Origin of the sequence: Chryseobacterium phosphatilyticum (assembly GCF_002899825.2) — a bacterium.
GTDB classification, from domain to species: domain Bacteria; phylum Bacteroidota; class Bacteroidia; order Flavobacteriales; family Weeksellaceae; genus Chryseobacterium; species Chryseobacterium phosphatilyticum.
Window position 1 is genome coordinate 468337 of the sequence record NZ_PPED02000003.1, and the last position, 24357, is coordinate 492693.

The 24357-nt window shown below is 36.5% G+C and carries 21 protein-coding genes; 12 read left to right on the forward strand and 9 right to left on the reverse strand.

Annotation, left to right across the window (positions count from 1 at the left end):
* Positions 1-85: 85 nt before the first annotated feature.
* From C1631_RS14025 to C1631_RS14040, 4 genes are all read right to left on the reverse strand, one after another.
* Positions 86-451, reverse strand: coding sequence for a helix-turn-helix domain-containing protein (locus C1631_RS14025; RefSeq protein WP_103248648.1), 366 nt, complete (start codon positions 449-451; stop codon positions 86-88).
* A 197-nt stretch (positions 452-648) separates the two neighbouring features.
* Positions 649-1467, reverse strand: coding sequence for a DUF2314 domain-containing protein (locus C1631_RS14030; RefSeq protein WP_103248647.1), 819 nt, complete (start codon positions 1465-1467; stop codon positions 649-651).
* A gap of 35 nt (positions 1468-1502) precedes the next feature.
* The gene (locus tag C1631_RS14035; RefSeq protein WP_109712847.1) at positions 1503-2141 is read right to left on the reverse strand and encodes a hypothetical protein; all 639 of its coding nucleotides are present in this window, start codon (positions 2139-2141) and stop codon (positions 1503-1505) included.
* A 110-nt stretch (positions 2142-2251) separates the two neighbouring features.
* Positions 2252-2680: a DUF4268 domain-containing protein gene (locus C1631_RS14040; RefSeq protein ID WP_103248645.1), complete on the reverse strand. Its 429-nt coding sequence runs from the start codon at positions 2678-2680 to the stop codon at positions 2252-2254.
* Positions 2681-2885: 205 nt separating this feature from the next.
* On the opposite strand from C1631_RS14040, the gene C1631_RS14045 reads away from it, so the two are divergent.
* The 3 genes from C1631_RS14045 to C1631_RS14055 all read left to right on the forward strand — a co-directional run bounded on the left by C1631_RS14045 (position 2886) and on the right by C1631_RS14055 (position 4666).
* Positions 2886-3293: an RrF2 family transcriptional regulator gene (locus C1631_RS14045; RefSeq protein WP_109712849.1), complete on the forward strand. Its 408-nt coding sequence runs from the start codon at positions 2886-2888 to the stop codon at positions 3291-3293.
* A gap of 105 nt (positions 3294-3398) precedes the next feature.
* On the forward strand, positions 3399-4286 hold the full coding sequence (locus C1631_RS14050) for a sulfite exporter TauE/SafE family protein (RefSeq protein WP_103248650.1): 888 nt from the start codon (positions 3399-3401) through the stop codon (positions 4284-4286).
* Positions 4287-4375: 89 nt separating this feature from the next.
* Entirely contained in the window at positions 4376-4666 is a 291-nt protein-coding gene (locus C1631_RS14055; protein ID WP_027373116.1) for a putative quinol monooxygenase, read from the forward strand.
* 81 nt (positions 4667-4747) lie between these two features.
* On the opposite strand, the gene C1631_RS14060 is transcribed toward C1631_RS14055, so the two are convergent.
* The 5 genes from C1631_RS14060 to C1631_RS14080 all read right to left on the reverse strand — a co-directional run bounded on the left by C1631_RS14060 (position 4748) and on the right by C1631_RS14080 (position 14839).
* Positions 4748-6046, reverse strand: a complete 1299-nt coding sequence (locus C1631_RS14060) for a T9SS type A sorting domain-containing protein (RefSeq protein WP_109712850.1) — start codon at positions 6044-6046, stop codon at positions 4748-4750.
* A gap of 200 nt (positions 6047-6246) precedes the next feature.
* A complete protein-coding gene (locus C1631_RS14065; RefSeq protein WP_109712852.1) occupies positions 6247-6591 on the reverse strand; it encodes a hypothetical protein in 345 nt (114 codons plus the stop codon).
* A gap of 18 nt (positions 6592-6609) precedes the next feature.
* Positions 6610-13284: an RHS repeat-associated core domain-containing protein gene (locus C1631_RS14070; RefSeq protein ID WP_109712854.1), complete on the reverse strand. Its 6675-nt coding sequence runs from the start codon at positions 13282-13284 to the stop codon at positions 6610-6612.
* A gap of 88 nt (positions 13285-13372) precedes the next feature.
* The gene (locus C1631_RS14075; RefSeq protein ID WP_109712856.1) at positions 13373-13840 is read right to left on the reverse strand and encodes a T9SS type A sorting domain-containing protein; all 468 of its coding nucleotides are present in this window, start codon (positions 13838-13840) and stop codon (positions 13373-13375) included.
* A gap of 186 nt (positions 13841-14026) precedes the next feature.
* Positions 14027-14839, reverse strand: coding sequence for a T9SS-dependent choice-of-anchor J family protein (locus tag C1631_RS14080; protein WP_103249243.1), 813 nt, complete (start codon positions 14837-14839; stop codon positions 14027-14029).
* A 95-nt stretch (positions 14840-14934) separates the two neighbouring features.
* Between C1631_RS14080 and C1631_RS14085 the strand changes: the two genes are divergently transcribed.
* From C1631_RS14085 to C1631_RS14125, 9 genes are all read left to right on the forward strand, one after another.
* Positions 14935-17037 carry a TonB-dependent receptor plug domain-containing protein gene (locus C1631_RS14085; protein WP_109712858.1) on the forward strand — a complete coding sequence of 701 codons (2103 nt, stop codon included), beginning with the start codon at positions 14935-14937 and terminating at the stop codon, positions 17035-17037.
* Between the two features lie 15 nt (positions 17038-17052).
* Positions 17053-18174, forward strand: a complete 1122-nt coding sequence (locus tag C1631_RS14090) for an HmuY family protein (RefSeq protein WP_103249241.1) — start codon at positions 17053-17055, stop codon at positions 18172-18174.
* Positions 18175-18201: 27 nt separating this feature from the next.
* Positions 18202-19080 (forward strand): heme/hemin ABC transporter substrate-binding protein, encoded by an 879-nt coding sequence (locus C1631_RS14095; protein WP_109712860.1) that lies wholly within the window; start codon positions 18202-18204, stop codon positions 19078-19080.
* Positions 19064-20104 (forward strand): FecCD family ABC transporter permease, encoded by a 1041-nt coding sequence (locus C1631_RS14100; protein WP_109712862.1) that lies wholly within the window; start codon positions 19064-19066, stop codon positions 20102-20104. Before C1631_RS14095 ends, C1631_RS14100 begins: the two co-directional genes overlap by 17 nt.
* A complete protein-coding gene (locus C1631_RS14105) occupies positions 20104-20877 on the forward strand; it encodes a heme ABC transporter ATP-binding protein (protein WP_103248850.1) in 774 nt (257 codons plus the stop codon). The genes C1631_RS14100 and C1631_RS14105 overlap by 1 nt, the downstream gene beginning before the upstream one ends.
* Before the next feature lie 2 nt (positions 20878-20879).
* Entirely contained in the window at positions 20880-21530 is a 651-nt protein-coding gene (locus C1631_RS14110) for a class I SAM-dependent methyltransferase (RefSeq protein WP_103248851.1), read from the forward strand.
* A 3-nt stretch (positions 21531-21533) separates the two neighbouring features.
* Positions 21534-22562 carry a hemin-degrading factor gene (locus tag C1631_RS14115; RefSeq protein ID WP_103248852.1) on the forward strand — a complete coding sequence of 343 codons (1029 nt, stop codon included), beginning with the start codon at positions 21534-21536 and terminating at the stop codon, positions 22560-22562.
* 118 nt (positions 22563-22680) lie between these two features.
* On the forward strand, positions 22681-23553 hold the full coding sequence (locus C1631_RS14120) for a ChaN family lipoprotein (RefSeq protein WP_109712863.1): 873 nt from the start codon (positions 22681-22683) through the stop codon (positions 23551-23553).
* 160 nt (positions 23554-23713) lie between these two features.
* Positions 23714-24349 carry a peptide deformylase gene (locus C1631_RS14125; RefSeq protein ID WP_109712865.1) on the forward strand — a complete coding sequence of 212 codons (636 nt, stop codon included), beginning with the start codon at positions 23714-23716 and terminating at the stop codon, positions 24347-24349.
* Positions 24350-24357: the final 8 nt, after the last annotated feature.

A 24357-nucleotide genomic window follows, 5' to 3' on the forward strand; every position in this document is an offset into this window, starting at 1 on the left:
TTTTATCTTTTCGAATATATAAAATTATAAAAGCAGAAACTTACGGTTTCCCCTTTTTATAATTCATTTTAATAGTCCTCTATAGTTATTTTGATTTAAATCTCTTATTCTCTTCTTTCAATGCTTCTACTTGTTCTTTTAGCAACTTTATATAATCCTGAAGATTCTCTACAATAGAGTTTGGAATATTATAATATTGATTAAAATTGTTGTTTGCAGATTGATCATTAAATGTTAAATTATCGTTATTAACAACACGTGTTTCTCTTTCCTCTTTAATTTCTTCAACAGGAATATCAAGCGCTTTGGCTAGTTTTTCCCATTCATCATCATAAATTTTTACCTCTCCACTTTCTTTTCTACAGTAGTTAGAAACATCAGTTGAGATAATTTTAGACATATATTCCTGGGTGTAGCCTCTTTGTTTTCTTATATTTTTCAGTTTTTCCATAACGACTTTTTACTTGTGCCTTTATACAAATATAGGCAAAATGAGGCAGAATTTTAAACCTATATCTTAAAATGATTCTGATGCTTTTCTATTGTTAAGAGTTACAATATTTGACCAATAGTTTGTGATGAGGGGGGCAAATAAAAAAGAGAAACATACCGTTTCTCTTTTTCAATTTTTTGTTATAATGTATAAAACTAGTTTTCTAAAATCGGAATAATATGATTCCATTTTAATTGTTTTGCATAATCCAAAGCAGTCTTTCCATTTTTAGACTTGATGTTTTTGTCTGCTCCGGCTTCCAATGCAGCCTGTACCGTCGTTAGGTTTCCTGCAATTGTTTCTCTGTGAATAAGGTTGAGTCCGTGTTCATCAATAAGGGTAACTTCCTCAGGATATTGTTGCAGAAACGCAGCAAAATCTTCCTTCATATTCCTGCTCATCGGATGTTCAACAAGGTTTTCCGGCTCTTCTTTTTGTTTATTAACAACCAGAATGTCATTACTGTCACCGAAATCAAGTTGCCATGCTTCATCATGATCTTTTCTTTCAGCCTTCGACATATCAGCGCGCATTTTCTGGATGGTAAATCCTCCATATGCTTTTGGAAGAACCTCGGAAGAAGATGAAAATAGTTTTGAAAGTCCCTTAGGTTTCTCTACGCTGGGAGTGATGGCAAAGAGCCAGTCACTGATTTCATTGAGGGGAATTTCTACATAATCACCGACCTGTATATTTCTGAGGGTATTGGGTTCATTGATAAGGTAACCTTTTACAAAATCTCCGTCAAAAAATACCTCATTGATCCACATGTGTTCAGTATCAACTTCTCCTGTTTCAATATCTTTTTCTTCAAAAGCAACTTTAACACAGGATACATTGAGCCCCGGAATAATTCTTCTGTATTCCCAGGACTGTTCACGCCAGAAATACTTAAAGGTTTCCTGGGCTTTCTGATAGGCTTCAATCATTTTCGGATCACTTCCATCAGCCCAAAAGATGGGATTCTCTTCCATGTAATAGTTTTGATTTAGTTAGTGTTTTAAGATATTTATGCCTGATAAGCTTCTTTAGGCAATAAGATTGCTGTTTTGTAGTAGCTGATATCTGCCTCAAAATGGTTTTGAAGATCCTGGAAAGTATCGTAATCGTAATGCAACCAGTTTTCTTCATTTTCAGGATCAGATGTTTTGTCAACAGCAAGTTCCAGTTTTCCGTTTTCCTCATAACTGCATTCTATGGCTGCATATTTCTCCCCATTTTTATCGGTGGTATACCAGCACTTTACCGTTTTCTCGAGCTGAGGTTCTCCTGTTTCATTATCAATAACCTGGGAACAGATGAAATTTTCGGGATCATCAGTTGTAAAAACGGTCTTTGAAATGAGGGGAAGATCGTCAACAGATAAAGAATAAAGCTTGTTTGTAGAAATAATAAACCCATCAACAGTTTCTCTTTTTTCAATGTCGAAGAAATCCGTTTTTTCTTTTAAATAAGGTAAAACTTCATCTTCGTTTTCGCCGTCACTAAGGAAATAGTTAATGTTGTACACACTGTCCTCATTGATGAACTCAATTTCTTTCAGGAAGTTGGAGCCTTCCTCATAATAATGCAGATGATACTCGTCTAGCTTCACAGCATTACTTTTGGAGATAACTTCTCCAAAAATGTTTTTGTACACTTTTTTCATTTTTAGTCATGTTATTTAGTTTCATCTATTAGTTTAAGTGGGTAAGGCAAATATAAGTTTCTTTTTTATCTTAGTGAGACATTAAAAACAGTATTTATTTCGTAATTATTTCATATGTCCTTTATAAAATCCTCATACTCGTAGTAGAAACGTTCGAATCCATTCATTTTGTCAACAAAAAATTCAAAAATTTCTTGCCATGAATTTTTATTGAAAATTGATACCCCACTTTTTTCTACCCAAATTCTGCTGATCACTTTCCCATTTTCCAGAGTGAAATATTCGTCTTTATAGAATTCACCAATTTCCTCCTTTAACATATCTTCAAGGGACCAGATCTTGTCATAGTAGGCATTGCGGAAGATTTCATCTTTCATTTCAATATCCAGAGATACTTCTGCTTTTTTATTATCAGCATTAAACTTAAATGCCATATCCTTGATCTTCGTATCGTACAGGATCCATTTTCTTGGAAAAGATTTTCCAAACGCTGTCCAAAATTCTTTTTTTAATTGCTGGGCTTCTTGTTTACTGAACATATGACAAACATAACGATTTAATAGTAAAAAGGCAAGCTGACGAAGACAAAGAAGGCCGAAATGATAATGAATACCTGGCATATCTTTATAAAATAGATGAAATTGTGGTAGGCTTGAGATTATAATTTCTCTCTTCAATTTAGCCTCTTTAGCTTTCCCGGTCTTTTCGTTTCCACATTAAAACAATTTTCTTATTTTTGTCGTAATGCTTTCAAAAAAATCTCAATATGCGTTTAAGGCGCTTTCATATCTTGTAGAAAAAAGAAATGAAGGCCCGGTTCTTATTTCCGAAATTGCGGAACACAAAAAGATTCCTTTAAAGTTTTTAGAAAATATTCTGCTTGAACTGAAAAAAGCGGAAATCCTTGACAGTAAAAAAGGAAAAGGGGGGGGATACTTTCTCAGAGAAAATCCTGAAAATGTAAAATTAGCTAAGATTATTCGCCTTGTAAATGGTCCTATCGCAATGCTCCCTTGTGTAAGTCTTAATTTTTATGAAAAATGTGAAGACTGCAACGAAGATCACTGTGGACTTCATGATGTACTGATCGAGGTTCGGGATGCCTCATTGAATATTTTGGAAAAGAAAACTTTAATGGATCTGGTCGACTGACCTGATCCTTTTTTTTGAATTATTAGTCTACCTGTTTGGTAGGATAATTATTTTATCGGATATTTGCAATGCTTCAGAGGAAGCATATACACCGAAACAAGATATATGGTAATTTCAAGAAAGATTCAGATAAGGCTTAATGTATTTTTTGTGACTTTGGCAGTCCTGGGTATTGTAGGATTTTCTATGTATGAGCTGGGATATCTGGATGAGCTTTTCACTATTTTAGCGAAAGATAATCATATTTTTTATTGGATGCTCCTTGTCGGAGTATTTGCTGAGATTGTTGCCGGATCTATGGGAATGGGGTATGGTGTAATTTGTACCACAACACTGATGTTTCTGAATATTCCTCCTCATATTGTGAGTGCAAGTATTCATTCTGCAGAAAGCTTTACTACTGCGGCTGGAAGTGTAAGTCATATTCAATTGAAAAATGTGAGCATAACCCTCGTTAAAAAGCTCGCTGTTCCGGCGGTGATCGGAGCTATCATTGGTGCAGTTTGTCTTACCTATCTTGGTGAATATTATGCAAAGGTTACCAAAACAATCATTGCTTTTTATACCTTATATCTCGGTTTCCAGATTCTATCAGGTGCTTTCAAAAAGAAACAAAGTAAAGCCCTTAAAAGGAAGACAAATCTGACCAGATTGGGAGTGATAGGAGGTTTCATTGACTCTTTTGCCGGGGGAGGATGGGGGCCATTAGTGACCGGAACATTAATTAAAAATGCTTTTACCCCAAGGTTTGCTGTTGGAAGTTCTACGGTTGCGAAGTTTATTCTGACCATTACAGCAGCTGTCACTTTTTTCTTTACGCTGGGAATCCAGCACTGGAACATTATTTTAGGACTTTTAATTGGCGGGATTATCACAGCTCCGTTTTCTGCAATGCTTACCGCAAAGCTTCCCGTGAAGAAAATGTTTTTTGTTATAGGGATATTGGTTATTACCATGAGTTCTATAACTATTTATAAATCAATATTCAATTAAAAAATATTCTGATTAGTGAAAATAAAAGTGTGAAAAAAATATATTCAAATTCGAAAATATTTTACTTTTACATCACTAAATAATAGAAAATGAATTTACATATCATTGCACTTTTTAAGTTTAATGAAAATTATCTGATGGATGCTGTAGAGCTGTTCCAGAATCTTGTGAAAGAAACAAGAAAGGAGGAAGGTTGCCTGCAGTATGATCTTATTGAAGATAAGGATAACAAGGGTACTTTTTTCCTGATTGAGTTATGGGAAAGTGTAGAACATCACAATAGGCATATCGGTCAGGATCACCTGCTGGATTTCCGCAGAGATGCTTCGAAAATGATGGAAAGTTCCACAGAAGTGTACAAAGGGTTTAAAATATACTAAATAACAGAGTACAAAAGGCGGTTTCAATCAATTGAAACCGCCTTTTTATTAGAAAAAATAGAAAGTATTAAAATAAAAGTTTTATTTTACGATAAGCTTTTTCGTTTCCGATTGGCCTCCGTATGTAATTTTTACCATATAGTTTCCTGATGGAAGATGGGATAGATTCATGTCTTGTTTGTAGAAACCTGCCTGGTTGGTAAGTTCTTCAGCGTATACTTTTTTTCCTGTAAGATCAAATACTTCTACATTACCTTTGTTACCGGATTTTTCTTTAATGTCATAAAGAACAGTAACCTTTTTATCAGCAGTTGTAGGGTTGGGGTAAATTCCAAAGCTTGCTTTTTTACCAACTTCTTTAATGCCTAATGTTTGAGTAATGTTTTTATACTTAAAATACATGTCGCCGGTAGTAGCTCCTCCGTTGGTAACAAAGTACATTCTGTAATACTCACTTCCTTTCTTAATATAGTATACGACGTCATTCTTCACTGTATTGATTCCTTTCCAGGAGTGACCTACCGTTGTAATATTGGAAGAAAAGCTTGTATTGGCCGGTATCGAATACGTTGATGAAGCCTGTGTTTCCGGTTGTACCATAGCTACCTTAATATTAGGACTTTGAATCGCTCCGGAAAGAGGATACATCATGATATTATTATAGAAAGTGTAGTATTTAGTAAATACAAGATCCCAGGCACTTCTGGAAGGTTCCAGATTATTGACTTTCGCTCCTGTAGTAAAAGAAAAATAATTGAAGAAGGAGTCATCACTTCCATTGTTGATGGTTCTGGTTTCAGTAGTACCCCAGGCACTTCCGTTCCATTTGGAATATCTGAATGTATATCCTGCAAACCCTTCATCAATGGCAAATTTAACGTAAGATCCTGTTTTTGTATATTTTAAAACAAAAATTACTCTTCCTTCAATACGGTGAGTGGAAAAATTGTATTCTCCCCAACCTGTTGGAGAATAATTTGGAGAAGAGGGTGTCGTAATAGGCCCCTGTTCAAATGCCCCCTGGCTTAGGTCTGTAGTTTGATCCGGATTGTAAAGTGGAGATCCCCATGATCCTATATTGTTAGGGTTGATCGTATCCCAGTCGTTCATATTCGTTGAAGCAGTATATACTTCAATATCAAGAGCGTCATTCACCCTTGAGCCAAAACCAAAGTTTGAATTTCTATAAAAAGCTACATCCCAGGTGTTGGCAGGTTGTGAAGTCATATTCCCGTCTGCCAGGTTCACAAATACCCTGTTTTGATAATTGCTTCCCATTGTCATATTTACCTGGGTATATCCTAATGCGTCCGTTTGTGCTAAAACCGTCTGTTGAACAGATAAAGCCAGTACAGAAGCCAATAATAGTTTTGTTTTCATAACTTATTTTTTAAATCCTTATTTAGAATGATTCCACAAAAATAGATAATTATTTTTAATCATTCTAAATAAAAACATGATTTTTATCGTGTTTTATTTTTCCTGTGATTTCAGATGGTAAGGCACAACAAAAAACCGACAGGAAAAGGCCTGTCGGTGTATCATAAAATAGTAATCAGCGTAAGCCGATTGAATCTGAATTAAAAGGTCAATTGAATATTGTCAACAGGCAATTGATTATGAAAGCCTTTGCAGAAATACAACGTTTTGTCTTCAATATTTTCAATATAAATTTTATCGAATCTTTCGTGAGAAGTCCGAATTTCCAAAGACTCTTTGTTCACTCTGAGAACAGAGAAGTAATTGTCTTTCTGTTTTTTGGAGACCTCAAAATACCTGATGAAGTAGTAGAAGTCTTCCTTCTCTAAAAAATTATCAATAATGATATAGTCTTCAATTTTCTTTTGCTTAATGATAAGGTCTCCTATCCAGGGACCTCCCATATTGATAATTTGATATTCATTTTCAAATGTTATATTTTCCATTCTTTAACTTTTTTATTATTAAGGTATAAACTTTATACTGTCAGTTGCATACAATTGAAGCCATGTTCCAAATCCGTTTCCAGGTTGTTGGCCTATCAAACCTATTCTCAGAGTAGTTCCCTTGGGAATGATCTGGGATGACCATGTTCCTAATGTAGGCTGGAAATCTGTTGTGATCTGAAGCATATTTCTTCCAAACCATTGATATCTTGTTAATGCTCTTGGTGCAAGGGTGCTATATCTAAATGATCCATAAGTTATTGTCTTGTCGGACGCATATAATCCGACCCGTAAATTAAAAGGTAGTTTTACACCTATTGAGCCTCCAAGAAACCCTTCTGTAGTAGTCAGTTTACTTAGAGAACCGGTTAAAAATCGGCCTACTCCCAATGTTCTCCATCCGATCACCGCAAGTTCACCTCCGGCGAAGGACAACGGCAAATCTAAAAATAAAAACTTTTCAAAAGCTCCTATTTCCTGAGCTATTCTGGAATTGGCAATCGCATTCCCAAGTCTTATTCTGCTTTGCTGCAGGTTATAATCTGCCCAGTAATTAGCAACACTGGAGGTAATATGGTTCGCCAGATCTCTCTGCCACGTTGCTTTGTTCTTAAGAATAACCTCCGGAAGAGTAACAGTAATAGTATTATCTATGGTGTAAGATTCCGAGGCTCCCTGAGAAGCAGTACTGCTTCCGGTGCTACCACTGATTCCTGTATTTACCCCTGCCCCTGCTCCGGAAGAAGAAGAGCCTCCTGAAGCGGCCAGGAATTCAATACCTTTGCTAAGAGAACTTGTTATGATGCTTGTAATAAATGCATTTCCAAGATTTCCGCCACCTCCCATAAGAGAGCTGATAGAACCACTTACCCCATTAGCAAGGACAGACATTGCTTTGGCACCAAGACTTCCAAAATTGAGCGCGGTGCTTGCCACCTGGAAGACCTGATCGATCCCCATGGAAATGACACTGCTCGTATAAGACATGATCAATGAATGAGCCAACCCCTGGAGGGTCATAGGCTGATTCATAATATAACTTTGTGCCGCGTGTGATACAACAGCAAAAATACCTGCTGCCACCCACCATACAATTTCACCACTAGGGTCGTTATACATCAATGGATTGTTCAGAACATACCCGTATTTGTTATAGTTCTGAGTATTGTATGGATCCTGAATATTTTCATCTGCATTGAGGAATCTTCTGAGTAACGGATCATACAATCGCCCGTTCATATGAATAATTCCTATTTCCGTAAAGTGCTCATGTCCGGTATACCCTCTGTCGATAAGAAGGTTAGCAGCTAATAGTTGTTGCTTGTCTGTAATAATAGCTCCATTTCCTATTTGAAGATGGGTGAAGTTACCCCAAGCATCAAAATGCCTTTGCTCAAGTTTGTTTCCTGCTTCATCACTGATCGCTAATATGCTTCCTATATAGTCTTTGTGCAGGAATTTATACGACCCTGTGTTTTCATTGTAATCTTTCAGGAATATAATATCACTTTCATAAGGACTTCCTTCAACGTAAAGAATATGTTTTTCTTTACCTGTTGTATTGTCTTTCAATACCTCGAAGTTTCCGTCTTCACTATAAAATTTAGTGAATTTACCCTCTGCATCGGATCCAAAATTACCACCATAGGTTACTCTTTGTCTCATAGCTGTCAATCCATACTGGAACGCAGCATCTCCTTTCTCTCCATCGATGAAAACAGGGTCATTGTTTTCATTATAGGTAATGGTCTGAATAAGATCATTGTTATAATTTTGAGTTCCTTCCCCGTTTAGCGTCATACCAGTAGGCTGGTACATTTTGGCTGTATTCTGGAACTTAATGGTTCCTACCTGATCATTTTGAGTAATCCTGCCTTTTACATCATAAATATTTCTGGTCGCTGAAGGTTTAATTCCTGTAACCGGATTCGTCCAGTTAACGAGTCTGTTATGATCCTCATAATCGAATTGCTCAACAATATTGAAATCTCCTCCTGTGGTTCTGTTTTTAAGCTCATTTTTGATAGCATCAAATGTATAAGATACCTGTAGAATAGATGGTTTAGCTGCTGAAGAGTGGTTGATGGATGCCAGGAAGTTATTATAATCATAACCGTTGGTAATCGTGGTAGCCCCTAATTTAGCTTTCACAATCTGTCCTTTATCCGTTGTGCTCTCCAATTCCCATAGTACTTTACCGGAATTCTTATCTTTTATCTGGTATAACTCTCCGTTCCATGGACTATATACATTTTCTATAGTAATCTTGGTGGTTATTCCGGCAGATTGCAGTTGTTTTTCATAAGACGTTACTCTTCCTTTATCATCATAAATTGTATTCAGGCTTGCGAAGTTGCGGCCGTTGCTGCTTTCTGAAGAAGAGACAATCCTTCCCTGAGGGTCATATACAATGTTGGAAGAATAAGGATTTCCTTTGGATGTACCTGTCTTTTGAGTAATAAGTCCTTTGTCATTATAGGTAAAAGTGATGCTTTTATCTGTATCATTTCCGGAAGCCGTCTTCTCTGTTTGTTTAATGAGCTGTCCTTTGGTATTGTATTCAAAAGTTTTCTCTCCCTTAGGGCTTTTAATTTTAGAAACAGCCCCCATAAATCCATAGTACTCATATTCGTACACCCCATTTGAAGGATCTTCGAAACGAGTCTTATTTCCATAGATATCGTAAGCGGTTTTAACAATATTTCCCTGATAATTTGCCTCGGTATTATTACCGGCTGCATTATACTTATACGTTATAACTCCTCCCTGATCCTCTGAAGAAATAACATTTTCAAGAGGATCTTTAATTTGCTTTTTAAAGCGGTTGTTACCTCCGGAAGCTCCGTTTCCTGTTCCAAGCTCCGTCGTAGTAACCGTTCTTTGATTGTATGCTATTTCAACGACTTTTCCTGTAAATGAAATGGTTTTTATCGTTCTTGAATAATCATCAAGCTCCATCGTGTTCCATCGCATAGGGAAGGGACCACCGGAATGAGGCTCTGACTCACCCGTCTTTCTTCCCAGTTCATCAAACATTGTTTTTATAGAAACATACTCGCCCTGATCCACTTTTTTAGTGGTGGATAAATAACTTTGTCCCCAATTATTGATGAAAGTTATTCCTACATCTCCGGTTGGTTGATACTCTGTTATTTTCAGATGCCCGGTATTGGCAATTTTTTCATAGGTATAGGTAGATACCCCGGTAAGGTTATTTTTAAATTTCAGAAGTTTTCCCCATGCATCATATTCTTTGGTAAGAACAACTCCAAGCGGATTGGTATGTTTTGTAACCTGTCCCTCATCATTATATTCAATAGTAGTTTCAAGTCCTAGATGGTCCGTCTTTTTTACAATAAATCTTCCTTTTGGATCGTAGAGAGTCTTTTCAGTTTTTGACTTCATATCAATAGAAGTAGTCACCTTCTTTTCTATTGCATTTCCAAAACCATCATAGATGTATTCTTGTAAAAAGTTATCATCAAAATTATTGCCCAGGATAGTACCGCTACTTTTTAAAAGGTTGTTTTGATACGTAAATTCTGTTAAGCTTATTTTCTCGTCATTGTATACCTTTGCTCTTTCAATCTGAAGCTTTGGTCTTCCTACATAATAATCTTTTCCGATGCCAGATTCATTATTGAAATAATTAAGTTCACTGGTTGAAACAGAAAAACCATTGTTAATATTCGTAGTTGTTTTGCCAGGAAGATAATAGGTCTTGTTATAAACAATATCAATCTGAGTACGAATATCCTTCAGAAAATCTTTTGTAACTGTCTGTACAGGAATCGTTGCACTGATTATTTTAGGTTTATCAGCTGATGAAACGGTATTGATATCTACAAGCGCACCGTTAAGCAATTTATCAAAGCTATACAGACTGGACTTGAATGATAACAACTGATTGTTGTTTTCTGAAATATCAGCCGGGAAAATAGCATTTTCCGCATTGGTTTTAATGCTCCATTCTTTAACAGGTACTGCATCGTTGAAAGGATCTGTTTCCACTCCGCTCCATATTTTGGTATTGACAAGGTTGTCAGTATACCATGAGGATCTGGCTGATTGTTTAAAACCAGACATTCCTTTGCCTTTCAGATGGATAACAAAATCACGGTATTTGTAATCCATTTTTCTATTCCCCTGAATAAGCTTGCTGACAAGATAGTAATTAGGATTTACTTTAAGTCTGAAGTAAGGATACAGGTACTGGCTGGCAGAAGACTGCTGTAAAGCTTCGTCTAGCTGATTATACACGATATTGGTGTCTATTCCGTCCTGAGATACCTTGTTAATAAGGGATGCTTTGGTAACATCTTCAAAATTGATACTGATCAATTTTGTTTTATGGGTGATGTAGATTTTATTCTGAAGAATATTGTTTCCTAATATGGGCAGATAATGCTCCCCGTACATAGAGAAGTTTAAGGTCTCAATATTCTGATTTAACTCTACAGGAGTGTAGTCTGTTACATACCTGAAATTAATTCTTCCGTCAGGATTACTACCATCACTGATCAACCTTGAAATTCCAAAACTGGAATCAGGGTTGTTCCAGTCAAAGACACCGTCTCTTGACCATAGCTGAGATTCAAATACCAGAATGTCGGTTTTGCCATCGTTATTAGTATCTAGTCCCAGATAGCTTTTGCTGGTTTGTCTTTTCTTTCTGGGTGCACCTACTCTCCATGGCTCAAATAGGATCAGATCAGGATAATAATGTCCCTGGAATCCTTTGCCATTAGACACATATAGATTCCATCCTGTACTTTCTGATCCGTCAGGAGTCAAAAAATCAATTTTCTTATCTCCGTTGAAATCCCCAATAATAGTTGAGTCAGTTAACTTTACATTATTTCCGGATTGTACAACAGAGAACTGATCATTTTCAAATTTCCAGATATGATAGCTCCCATCTGTTCTGTATTCAAAAATTTCAGATTTTCCATCCCCGTCAAAATCTCCCACTTTAACGGTGGAATGTCTCAATATTTTTTTATAAAGACTTTTCCACTGGTTGGTTTCCGGATTGTAATAAAAGTAAGAGTTAAGTACTTCTACATAACGGTTTCCGGGAAGATAAGGCGATTTTTGGCTTAAACTGTATTTGAACAACATCTGGGAGGTACCGTCTCCTATAAAGTCGGTATCATGCACATCTTTAGTGATTGCTGCAAAAGGCTGCCCCCAATATATTTCGACCTCAGGATCACCCATTTCCAGAATCTGGCTGATCTGAACCAGTGGCATTGATTTGTCCTTAATTAAGTTGGCCGTTTGGTTAGACAGATCGTATTGTCTGAATTTTACAGCATAATTTTGCGGGCTGAAATCTCCCACGATCTCAAGAGTGTTTAAAACACTATATCCCAAAAGTTCACCGTTGTGAATGGCTTTTCCTGCGGAAGATTTTCTCCCGAGAATATTGGCCAACGGATACTTTACCTGATTGTTGTATCGGTCAGAAACCAGAATGTCCTTATATACAAAGTCTATTTTCTGATCTCCGTTAAAATCCGCACCTATGATATCATTTTTGTTCTCATACAGGTCATCAAAACGTTCAGCTTTATATTCTTTATTGGAGGCTATTGCTGTATTTTCATAAGAAAATATAACAGGGTTAGCAGATTCTCCTGCAGAATTTTTCTCTTTTATACGATCTACAAACTGATAATTTGATCCTGATTTTTTATAAGTAATTTCATAGGATTTAAACAGTTTTCCATCGGTATAAATGATAAGGTTATTAAGTAATTTATCCTGAAGGAAATGGACACCGTTGACGTATGAAGATTCCTTGATATCACGGGTTCCGTAATTAAATTCAATCTTGTTAAAGTGAGCTTTGCCAATTGTTTCATTACCTCCCCATTCTACATTGGCAAGAACAGCAACATTATTGGCAGAGCCTTGGGAATAATTATAGACAATGTAGTTGCCGTGAGGGTCTTTCCACTTTACAATATTATATTCCATCGGAGTTCTGGCCGAGGTTGCAGATCCGTACCAGGCTTGCGAACCATCTTCAAAGGTTACTTCCCAATATTCAGGACCCTGCCATGGTTGACCGGTGATGGCACCTATAGATTTGATTTTGATATTGGAAAATTTCTCTGTAACGTATTCTGCACCGTCTTTCCCGTATTCTCCTGATTTTAAGATTAATCTTTGCCCGTTAAAACTGTAATAATCTGTATAATCAAGTTTAATCCCTTTTACTGCCCCATCTTTTTCGATGTTTCTTCCCGTTCTTGAAATAGAAGTAATTCCGGAAAGATTCCATCCATACCCGGCGATTCCGTTTCCGGCACCATTTGTATATATCAGATTGACCTGTGGAGCGATGTTCTTCACTCCGGGAGGAAGTGAGATTGGTAAGGTAAACTGGAGTTGTCCGGTACCGGTAACCTCTATTTTACCTTTTGTATCGTGGTAACTTTGTCCATCCGGGGCTGTTGTTCCGGATGGGTTATCAGCTCCTGCATTCGAATCAGTCAGGATTCCTTTTGGAGCTTGTTTACCGGAAAAATGGTGGACTTCTGAAGTTTTTAAAGAAGTCACTTTTCCAGGTGATGCAGACTGGGAACTCCGAACGGTTCCCGTCGCCTTTCCTTTCTGATCCGGGATTGTCTGAGAAAAAGACAATACAGAACATAAGGAAAGTATCAATGATGAAATAACTTTCATTTGTTTAATGTTTGCATGATTATTAGATAATGTTGATAGAAGAAAGGCCGTAAAAAGATTATCATTACTTTTACGATATCCATAGTTTCTATCTTTTTGTAATGTTTCTGCTAAAGACTCTTCCGTCCTTTAAAGTAAAATGCAGCACGTATACACCCCATTCATATCCTGTCATATTGATTTTGATCTGACGGTTTAAATCCGGAGTATTTTGTTGCTGAAATTTCCAGTGGATCGTACTGTGCTGGTAAATTGAAACCGATTCTATAAGACCGTTGACTTCCTCAGTCCAGTCAACCGTAAGAAAATCATTTACCGGGACAGGGTACAATCTTATTTGCTTCCAGAACGTTATTTCATCCATTAAAGGTAACTCTCTGGCAAGGGCTGGAGGTTTGGAAAGTTCTGTTTTTTTTTCAGACACTTGTTTGGCGGCAGAATTGGGCCCTCGGTACCTCTGGTTTCCTGCCTCATCGTATTTAAAATAGACTTCTGTTTGCGAAAATCCCAGAAAGCCTACCAGTAATGAAAATACGGTAAGTAATTTTGTTTTCATAGTTGTTTTGTTTACTCGTTTTTTTATTTAGAACGATTCTACAAAACTAAATATTTATTTTTAATGATTCTAAATAAAAATATTATTTTTGTTTTGTCTGATTAATGTTTATACATGAAAAAACAATAAAAAAGCCGGTAGAATATTTTCTACCGGCCTTATAAAGATATATAACAGTCTGATAATTTATTTTTTGATAAATTTTGATTGAACGGTTTTTCCATCTGCTGTTTCAATATTCAGAAAGTAAACTCCTGTCTGTAGTGAGCTGATATCGAAATGTTGACCGTTTAACTTTCCTTCGCTAACTTTTTGTCCTGTTGCAGAATACACTACAATTGTTTTAGGATTTTTTTTAGTAACAAACGTTAATGCAGTATTGTCTCTGTTGATCGCAAATTTGAATTCATTATTCGCTGTTGCCTTTTCGTTAAGTCCCAATGATGAAGAGGTGTCATAAACAACATCATCAACCTGAACTGCTACATGTTGTGTCGAAGGTGTGAATTTGAATACAAGATACGAACCGGCTGAAGCTGGAATAGGAACACTTACATTTTGAACTGTACCTATCGTTGTTACATTAATAGGATTTCCTACGGCAACAAAAGTAGACATATCCGAAGTACTGCTGGCCACCCCAATCTGAATTGTTCCAGGTCCGGGAGAAGGAGCCACTAAAGTTGTTTTGAAGGTTAGTGTTTTATTTCCTGTCGGAGTCTGGATTTGTGGAGAAATCAAGTAAGATACACCTGTATCATTAGTTCCTGAATACGATTGAACGGCTTTGTTTGAATCAGTTGTTACAATCATTCTTGGAGGAACAGGAAATGGAGCGTTACCCATAACCATCGGGGCAACAACTGCAGACCATCCACCCTGAGGGAAAGTTGTATTTCCTGAAGTGAAGTTATCAAAATTCTCATTGATACTAGACACCTGAGCATTGGCTGTGAAAGCTGTAAATACTAGAGATGTTAAAAGTAGTTTTAATTTCATAACATTATTTTTATTTAGAATTATTCCACAAAAATATGTATTTATTTTTAATGATTCTAAATAAAGTTTTATATTTGTCGAAAATTTGTACCCTTATGAAGAAGAAAGTGCTTTCCATTCTGTCGTTATCCATGGTTTTCTGGATGAATGCTCAAGAAAAGGATTCTCTTAATCAAAAGAAAATTGAAGAAGTTGTTATTACCGGACAATATATGCAGCAATCTATCAATAAGTCTATCTATAAAGTTGAAGTTATTGATGCTGAGCAAATAAAGAATATGGCAGCTACCAATGCTGCTGACGTCCTTAATCAGACTCTTAATATACAAATTACTCCTGATACCAATTCCGGGAATTCTACAGCAAATATCATGGGACTTGGTGGTGACTACGTTAAAATTTTGATTGATAATATTCCTGTTGTTGGAGATACGGGATTAGGAAGCAATATAGACCTTACTAAAATCAGCCTGGCTAATATTGAACGAATTGAGGTGGTGAAAGGAAGTATGGGGGTTGAATATGGAAACGGTGCACTCGCAGGTGTGATTAATATCATCACTAAAAAAAGCAGTACCAGGAAAGTAAGTGTCAGAGCTGTTTTGCAGGAGGAGAGTGTAAGAGACGGTTACAACCTTAGAAAGAGAGGAAAAGGCCGACACATCCAGAACGTAAACATCGGATATAACATTGATAATAACTGGTTTACTAATATCAGCTTCAATCATAACCAGTTTATGGGATATGAAGGAGAAAAAGCCGGATATAAATATTTTGGTGACCGGCCGATAAGGGGATACGAATGGAATCCTAAAGATCAGTATGAAGCCAATGCTTTGATACGATATACTAAGAATAAGACTTCGTTTTTCTATAAGATTTCTTATCTGAACGAGAAGTTCAATTTTTATAATCCGGTTTCAACCCGTGAACCGCTTAATGACGGGCACGGAGGAGCAACTTACCTGGCAACAGACAGGGAATATAATACCAACAGATGGCTTCATCAATTTAATATTCAAACGAATCTGGGGCATATCCGTTATATGGGCGACTTTTCATACCAGAAACAGGATAGAAAGTTTTTTGATTATACTTATGATGTTCCTAACAGAACTAAAATAAGTGAAAAACCAGAAAATTCATATTACAAAACTGATGTGATCTATTCCAGAGGGATGTTCAGTAACTTTTTAGATAGTAAAAAATTTGATTTTCAGTTAGGATATGAATTAGACTATACCAATGGGTATGCTTCTTTGATTGCCGGAGATTTCTTTGAAGAAAGTGTCAAGAGAAAAATCTTTACTTATGGTACGTTCCTGTCTGCAGAATGGAATATTTCTGACAAATTTTCATTGAGACCTGGCGCCAGATTATCCGTGAGTGAAAATTTTGATAACCAGTTTAATTATTCCCTTTCTTCAAGGTTGAAAACTTCGGAGAATTCAAATTTAAGAGGAGTTTTCGGAACCGCCAACCGTTATCCTACTTATGATGAATTATATACTTCATTTATCAATCTCAATCATGATATTCAGGGAAATCCTGATTTGAAACCTGAAAATGGTTATTCACTGGGGTTGTTCTGGGATCAGGGATTCTCAGCTGGAAACGGGTGGAAGCTTAATTATAGCCTGGAGGCTTTGTACGTAGATTTAAAAGATAAAATTGAAATGGTAATGGTTAAAAGGCCATCTACTTACAAGTTTATGAATATTGATCAGTACAGAAGTCTTCTGTTTGCAGCCAATGCCAACATTGTTAAGGATCAGTTTCGATTTGGAGTAAGAACCTCGTTAAATGGGATCTCTGTTTCAAAACAGGATATGGATGTTAGTTCTCCGAAAGATTTTCAATACAATTTCCAGGCGGGTGCCAATGTTTCTTATAAACTGAATAACATCAACACAGCCTTTAATCTTTATTACAAATACACCGGTCCTTCAAGATTATATGTATTGGCCAATGAATCGTTCCGACTCGGGAGAACAGATGGTTTCCATATGATGGATTTTGTAGTAAGCCAGCCCTTCTGGAAAGACGCTCTGGAGCTTTCTGTAGGAGTTAAAAACATTTTTGATGTTACTTCACTTAATAGTACTGCCAATGTTGGGAACGCCCATACAGCAGGTTCTGACCGACTTAACCTTTATTACGGAAGAAGCTATTTTGCAAGACTAATGTATCAATTCTAAAACAATAAATATATCATGAAGTATTTAAAGATATTTTCATTTCTATTCATAATTACCGCTGTACAGTCATGTCTTTCGGCCGATGAAGATCCGGTATCAGTAGCTCCATTTACTGGATCTGTTGCTGATCCTGATATAATGGGAGCTACGCAACCCAATCAGGTTTGGATTGACTTAAGTGATATCAATCCGGACACCAAAAAAGTTAATCAATCCATAAATAAAAGAACAGATTGGGAACTGGGATTTTATTCAGGTACGGAATATCGTGTAGTTCTTAACGGCTCGATTGCAATGGCTGTAGCTAAAATTCCCAATGCAACCAACATCAATGCTGTTAAAGAATCAGATGTGAAAACCCTTATGAACCAGGCACAGGTAGGACCTTTCGGAACATCAGTATTGCAGTATGTTGATAGCCCTACAGGTAACTTTCTGACCCAGACAACAGGGATAGAGACAATAAAGGAAAATGATGCAGATAATCCTGTGTACTTATTGAACCTGGGAAAGAAAATAGGATCAGAAGCTAATATTCCGCCGGGATCTGTCTCTTTAACAGGGGATGCAAGAGGATGGAAAAAAATTCAGATTTTAAGAGCTCCCAACGGATATAAAATCAGGTATGCTGATTTAAATGCAACAGATTATAAAGAATATATTGTTTCAAAAGATACGGACTATACATTCCAGTTTTTCAGTTTTACCTCCGGAAATACAGTGAATATCCAGCCAAAGAAAAAAAAGTGGGATATTGCTTTTACAGCTTTCACCAATGAAGTTTTTATGGGGACAAGCAGTGCGGGAAGTTATTTCTATGCAGATTTTATCATTACCAATACAGCAAACGGAGTAGCTGCTTACCAGGTGAATGCAAGTAATCTGGATCAGGCTTATAAAGCATTTAAGCTAAGCGATGTAGATCAAACCAAACTTATTTCTAATGATCAGAGAGCTATTGGCGATAAGTGGAGAACAACCACAGGAACAAGCGATGTACCCGGTGCATTTGTCTATGCAGATCGTTTCTTTGTATTGAAAGATGCTGAGGGATTTTACTTTAAGCTCAGGTTTAATAAAATGAAAAATCAGGACGGGGAACGTGGTCATCCTAATTTTGAATTCGAGCCTTTATAATTATGACAATAATCAAATAATAGTATCATGAAAAAATTTATCCTTGCAGCCTCTGTTCTTGTAGCAGTATATTCTTGCAAAAAAGCAGAAGGCTCAACAAAAGAAAATACAACGGAAGCAACTTCCGAAGCTCCTAAAAGCAATAATAAAATCGTAACACTAAATGGTGGTATTACAGAGATTGTAAGTGCTTTGGGTCACGAAAAAGAAATCGTAGGAACAGATGTTACCAGTACATATCCTGCATCATTAAAGACTACGGCTAAAGATTTAGGACATGTAAGATCAATGACAATTGAGCCGATTATGGCGGTAAGTCCTACTTTGATTCTTGCTTCTGATAAAGATATCAACCCTGAATTAATGGGTAAGATTAAATCTTCAGGCATTAAAACTGAAGTTTTCAAACAAGAATATACTGTTGATGGTACTAAAAAGCTTATTGCTGATATAGCAAAAGCTATAGGGAACACAGATTATCAGAAACTCAACGATAAAATTGATGCTGATTTAAAACAAGTACAACCGATCGCTAAAAAGCCTAAAGTATTATTCATCTATGCCAGAGGAAATATGCTGATGGTTTCCGGTAAAAATACGCCAATGGCTTCTCTTATTGAGCTTGCAGGCGGGGAAAATGCAGTTAATGATTTCGAAGATTTCAAACCCTTAACACCGGAAGCAGTGGTAAAAGCTAATCCTGATGTGCTGTTCTTCTTTGAAACAGGACTTCAGGGAGCAGGAGGAAATGAAGGCGCTCTTAAAATGCCGGGCGTTTCTCAAACCAATGCCGGGAAAAATAAAAAGATCATCGCAATGGATGGAGGGTTAGTGTCAGGTTTCGGACCGAGACTAGGAGAAGCAGCAGTTGGATTAAACAAACTTTTAATTGAAAACACAAAGTAAATTATACTTTTACATGACAATAAGTACCATACTGCTTGCTATCCTTGCAGTATGGTCTCTTAATACAGGGGTTTATGATTTTGGTGGTAAATCCGCGTTTGAAGTGTTAGGAAAAGTAATACAAGGAGATCCGGGTTTAGCATTAAGTGATAAATACGTAGTTTGGGATGTTCGGGCAGCCAGAATCATTATGGCCATCTTCATAGGAAGTATGTTGTCGGTTTCAGGAACAAGTCTTCAGGGGCTTTTCAAAAACCCTTTAGCAACAGGCGATTTAATAGGGCTTACATCAGGAGCTACTTTACTGGCGGCAATCGCGATTGTTTTAGGAGGGCATTTTAAAGAATATCTTCCTGAGACGGTACAATTTTCACTGGTTGGGATCTCTGCCTTTATAGGATCTTTTTTATCAATGATGCTGGTATACAGGATTTCAACAAGTGGTGGCACAACGAATGTGGTGATGATGCTTCTTACGGGGGTTGCTATTACCGCTATCGGATTCTCTATTACAGGATTTTTGATTTATGTATCTAAAGATGAGCAGCTGAGGGATTTGACATTCTGGAATCTGGGAAGCCTGGCAGCAGCTACCTGGACAAAGAATATTATTCTGGGAATTGTTTTAATCATCGCTTATATCATTTTGCTACCCAAAGGAAAGGCCTTGAATGCTATGATGTTGGGAGAGAAAGATGCTCAGCATCTGGGAATCAATGTGGAGAGATTAAAGAAACAAATAATTATTATTGTTGCTCTGATGGTAGGAAGTTGTGTGGCATTTTCAGGAACTATTGGTTTTGTTGGGCTCATTGTCCCTTATATTCTGAGACTTCTGTTTAAATCCAATTATGTTTTTATTCTGCCATTATCGGCTGTTTGTGGTAGTATTTTGTTATTGACAGCAGATACTTTCAGCAGAAGTATTGTAGCACCTTCAGAATTACCAATCGGGATATTGACTGCTTTAATGGGAGGTCCGATTTTTATTGCGATTTTGGTTAAATTTAAAAAATCATTGTAATGATCAAAGCACATCAGATTAGCTACAAACATAAAGAGTTCCACATTCTCGATGGAGTAGATGTGACGTTAGAATATGGGGAATTTTTAGCCATTGTAGGACCTAATGGAGCAGGAAAATCCAGTCTTCTCAGTGTATTGGCTGACGAGGTGAAATCAGGAAATCAGAAAGTTCTGTTTAAAAATAAACCCATTCGGGAATGGAATGTCAAAGAACTTTCAAAACATAAAGCAAAATTTTCTCAGCACAATAGCAATGACATCCCTCTTGAAGTAAAAGATGTGGTGATGATGGGAAGATATCCTTATTTTGATGCACAACCCGGTAAGGAAGATTTGGAGGCCATGAACAATATGATGTATGAAACCGATATTTTTCATTTGAAAGAGAGAGAATATAATACATTGTCAGGTGGGGAAAAACAAAGAGTTCATCTTTCAAGAGTTATGGCACAATTGCAAAATGAAATTACTCATAAATTGGTTTTTCTGGATGAACCATTGAACAATTTAGATATCAAACACCAGTACAAAGCACTGGAAATTATTAAAAACTTCACTAAAAAAGCAAACAGCGCGATTGTTGTTTTGCATGACCTGAATCTTGCAGCACAATTTGCAGATAAGATTTTATTGATGAAATCCGGAAAAGTTTCTGCGTATGGAACACCAGGAGATGTATTTACAGCAGAAAAAATCAGTGCTGCTTACAATTTTCCTTGTACCATATGCGAACACCCTATTACTACTAACCCAATGATCATTTTTGGATAACCATGGAAAAAGAAGAATTAAAAATCCTTGCTCAAAACCTTGCCAATCCTCAGGGAGAAAAAGGTAGAGAAATCGGTGAGATGATGCACACCACCAACATCAGCATGACGTTAGAAAGTATAAGAACCCTTCTGATCGATGATGACGAACACATTCTGGAAATCGGACACGGAAATGCAGGGCATCTGAAAAGTGTTTTTGCTTTGGCTAAAAACCTGAAGTATACAGGAATTGATATTTCCGAAACAATGCACAATGAAGCCAAAAAATTGAATGAAGAGTTCAATAATCAGGCAAACTTTGTATTGTATGAAGGAACAAAGCTCCCTTTTGAAAAAGAAACCTTTGATAAAATTTTTACCGTAAATACCGTTTACTTCTGGAAAAACCCTGTAGAGTTTTTAAATGAAATATACAGAGTTTTAAAGGATGACGGAACATTTGTTCTTACATTCGGACAAAAGGAGTTTATGGAAAAGCTCCCGTTTACAGAGTATGACTTTACGTTATATAATAATAAAGAAATGGAGCAGCTGATCTCCAAAAGCTATTTTAAAAGGATGAAAATATCTGAAAAAGAGGAAGATATTATAAGTAAAACAGGAAAAGAAACAATACATAGAATTTATACAGTTTTAACCATTAAAAAGTAAATAATGAGCATATTAGTTAATGACCTAAAAGAAAAATGGGAAGCTCTGAAAGCAGAAAATCCGCATATAAGAATAAGAAATGCAGCAGCACAACTTCAGGTAAGCGAAGCTGAATTATTGGCTACAAGCATAGGAGAAGGAGTAACGATTCTAAACCCGGATTTTCCGGCAATCCTTACCGAAGCAGAGCAATTAGGAAAAGTAATGGCCCTTACCCGCAATGACGAGTGTGTTCATGAAAGAAAAGGTACTTACCTGAATGGTGACTTTAGCAGTCCTCATGCACAACTTTTCGTAGGGGAAGATATTGATCTTAGAATTTTCCTTAACCATTGGAAATTTGCTTTTGCAGTAGTAGAAGGAGATAAGAAAAGTTTACAGTTTTTTGGTAAAGACGGGTTGGCTCTTCACAAAATATACCTGACAAAAAGCAGCAATGAGGAAGCATTTGATGCTATTGTTGATCAATTCAAGGCAGAAGATCAGAATCAGGTTTTAACTTTTGAAGCAGTTGCTCCTAAACAGGCAGAAAAACCAGATGCTGAAATCGATGTTGAAGGATTCAAAAAAGCATGGACAGAATTAAAAGATACTCATGATTTCTTCATGATGACCAGAAAATTCGGAGTAAGCAGAACTCAGGCTTTACGATTAGCTCCTGAAGGGTTTACTCAGAAAATCGATAATGCTAAAGTGGTCAATGTTTTGGAAGAAGCTTCTGAAAAAAATACCCCTATCATGGCGTTCGTAGGAAACAGAGGGATTATTCAGATCCATACAGGAAACGTGAAGAAAACACTTTGGCACCAGCAATGGTTCAATGTAATGGATCCTGATTTTAACCTGCATTTGGATGTAACGAAGATTGCAGAAGCCTGGATCGTTAAAAAGCCTACTGAAGACGGAGAGGTAACGGCAATTGAAGTATTCAATAAAGAAGGAGACTTTATCGTTCAGTTCTTTGGAAAGAGAAAACCTGGAATTCCAGAACTTCAGGAGTGGAAGGATCTTGTAGCAACTCTGGAAAAATAATAATTAGATGATTTGAATAAGACCGTTTTGTTTATAAAATTCAAAGCGGTCTTTTTTATTCTGAAAAGCAAGCCAAATATATTTGTGTAATTTGTGGTTAATTTAAATAGTAAATAAAATGAAGAATATTCTCATAGCGATTTTGCTGGCGGGTTTTTGCTTAATCAATGCGCAGAATTTTAAAGCCTATCAGTTTTATGATAAAAAAGGGAAGGAGATCAACACGGATAAAATCGTTAAAGAATTGGCCGATTATGACGTTGTTTTCTTTGGTGAAAATCACAACAGTTCGGTCAATCATTGGCTCCAGTTGAAAATTACGGAAGCTTTATTTGAAAAGAAAAACGGACAGCTTATCCTGGGTGCAGAAATGTTTGAAAGAGATAACCAGTCTCAGCTGAATCAATACTTAAGCGGAAAGTTTAATGCCAAAACATTGAAAGATTCAGCCCGTTTATGGAATAATTACGCAACAGACTATAAACCTTTGGTTGACTTTGCTAAAAATAAGAAAATCAACTTTATCGCTACCAATATTCCAAGAAAATATGCTTCGCAAACAGCTAAAGAAGGCCTGGAATCATTGAACAAACTAAGTGATAAAGAGAAAACTTATATTGCTCAGTTGCCTATTAAGGTGACTCTGGATACACCAGGTTATCCTGAAATGAAAGCGATGATGGGAGATCATGCGGAAGGAACAAAAGTGATGAACTTTATTTCTGCACAGGCCACAAAAGATGCTACCATGGCAGAATCTATCCTCAAAAACTGGCAGGCAGGTAAAACCTTTATTCATTATAACGGAAACTATCACAGTAAAGAATTTGGAGGAATTTACTGGTATATTAAACAGAAAAATCCTGACTTAAAAATGGCTGTAATCTCGGTTTTTGAATCTGAAGATCCTGAGTTGAAAGTTCCTGCAAAAGATTATATCCCAACGGACTTTAATCTGATTATTCCGAATGATATGACCAAAACTTTTTAATGATACTCTCGCAAATTATGTTGATTGAGCAGAGGATTACAATCAATTGCTCTGATTGAATAGAAACGGGCTTTAGCCCGTTTTTTTATGGTAAAAAAATCCGATGGCTTTATCCAAAACATTCTGACCATTATTTATCTTTGTATAACATTCAAAAAATATGAAAAAAATATCTCTTCTATTGATCTTTTGTATGGGGCTGCTCAATGCCCAAAACCTCACTCCCAAAGAACTTTCCATTATCAATGAGGGAGATATAAATTCAGCGTTACCTATTTACCAGACAACGGATGCCAACCAGCATAAAACCCTTCTGAGTTTTTCTTCAGAAATCAATCCTATTGATGCAAATACTGTTGTTTTGGTTAAAAGAATGAAGGAATCATTGCTGTCAACAGATGGGGGAGTAGGTATTGCAGCTCCGCAGGTAGGCATCAACAGAAAAATAATCTGGGTACAACGATTTGACAAAGAGGGAACCCCATTAGAATATTTCATTAATCCAGTGATTGTATGGAAATCTGATGTACAGAATCTGGGTCCTGAAGGAGATCTCTCAATTCCTGAGTTCAGAGATCAGTTTTACCGAAGTAAAGTGATTCAGCTTGAATATGTAGACTTAAAAGGTCAGAAATATTCAGAAATTGTAGAAGGTTTTACAGCAGTTATCTTTCAGCATGAAATCGACCATCTTTTCGGAATACTCATCTCCGATAAAAAAGAAAAAGAGAAAAATGATTCTTATAAAAAAGTAGATGCTTACCAGAAGAGTGATTTAATGAAAGACAGAAGGTAATAATGAGC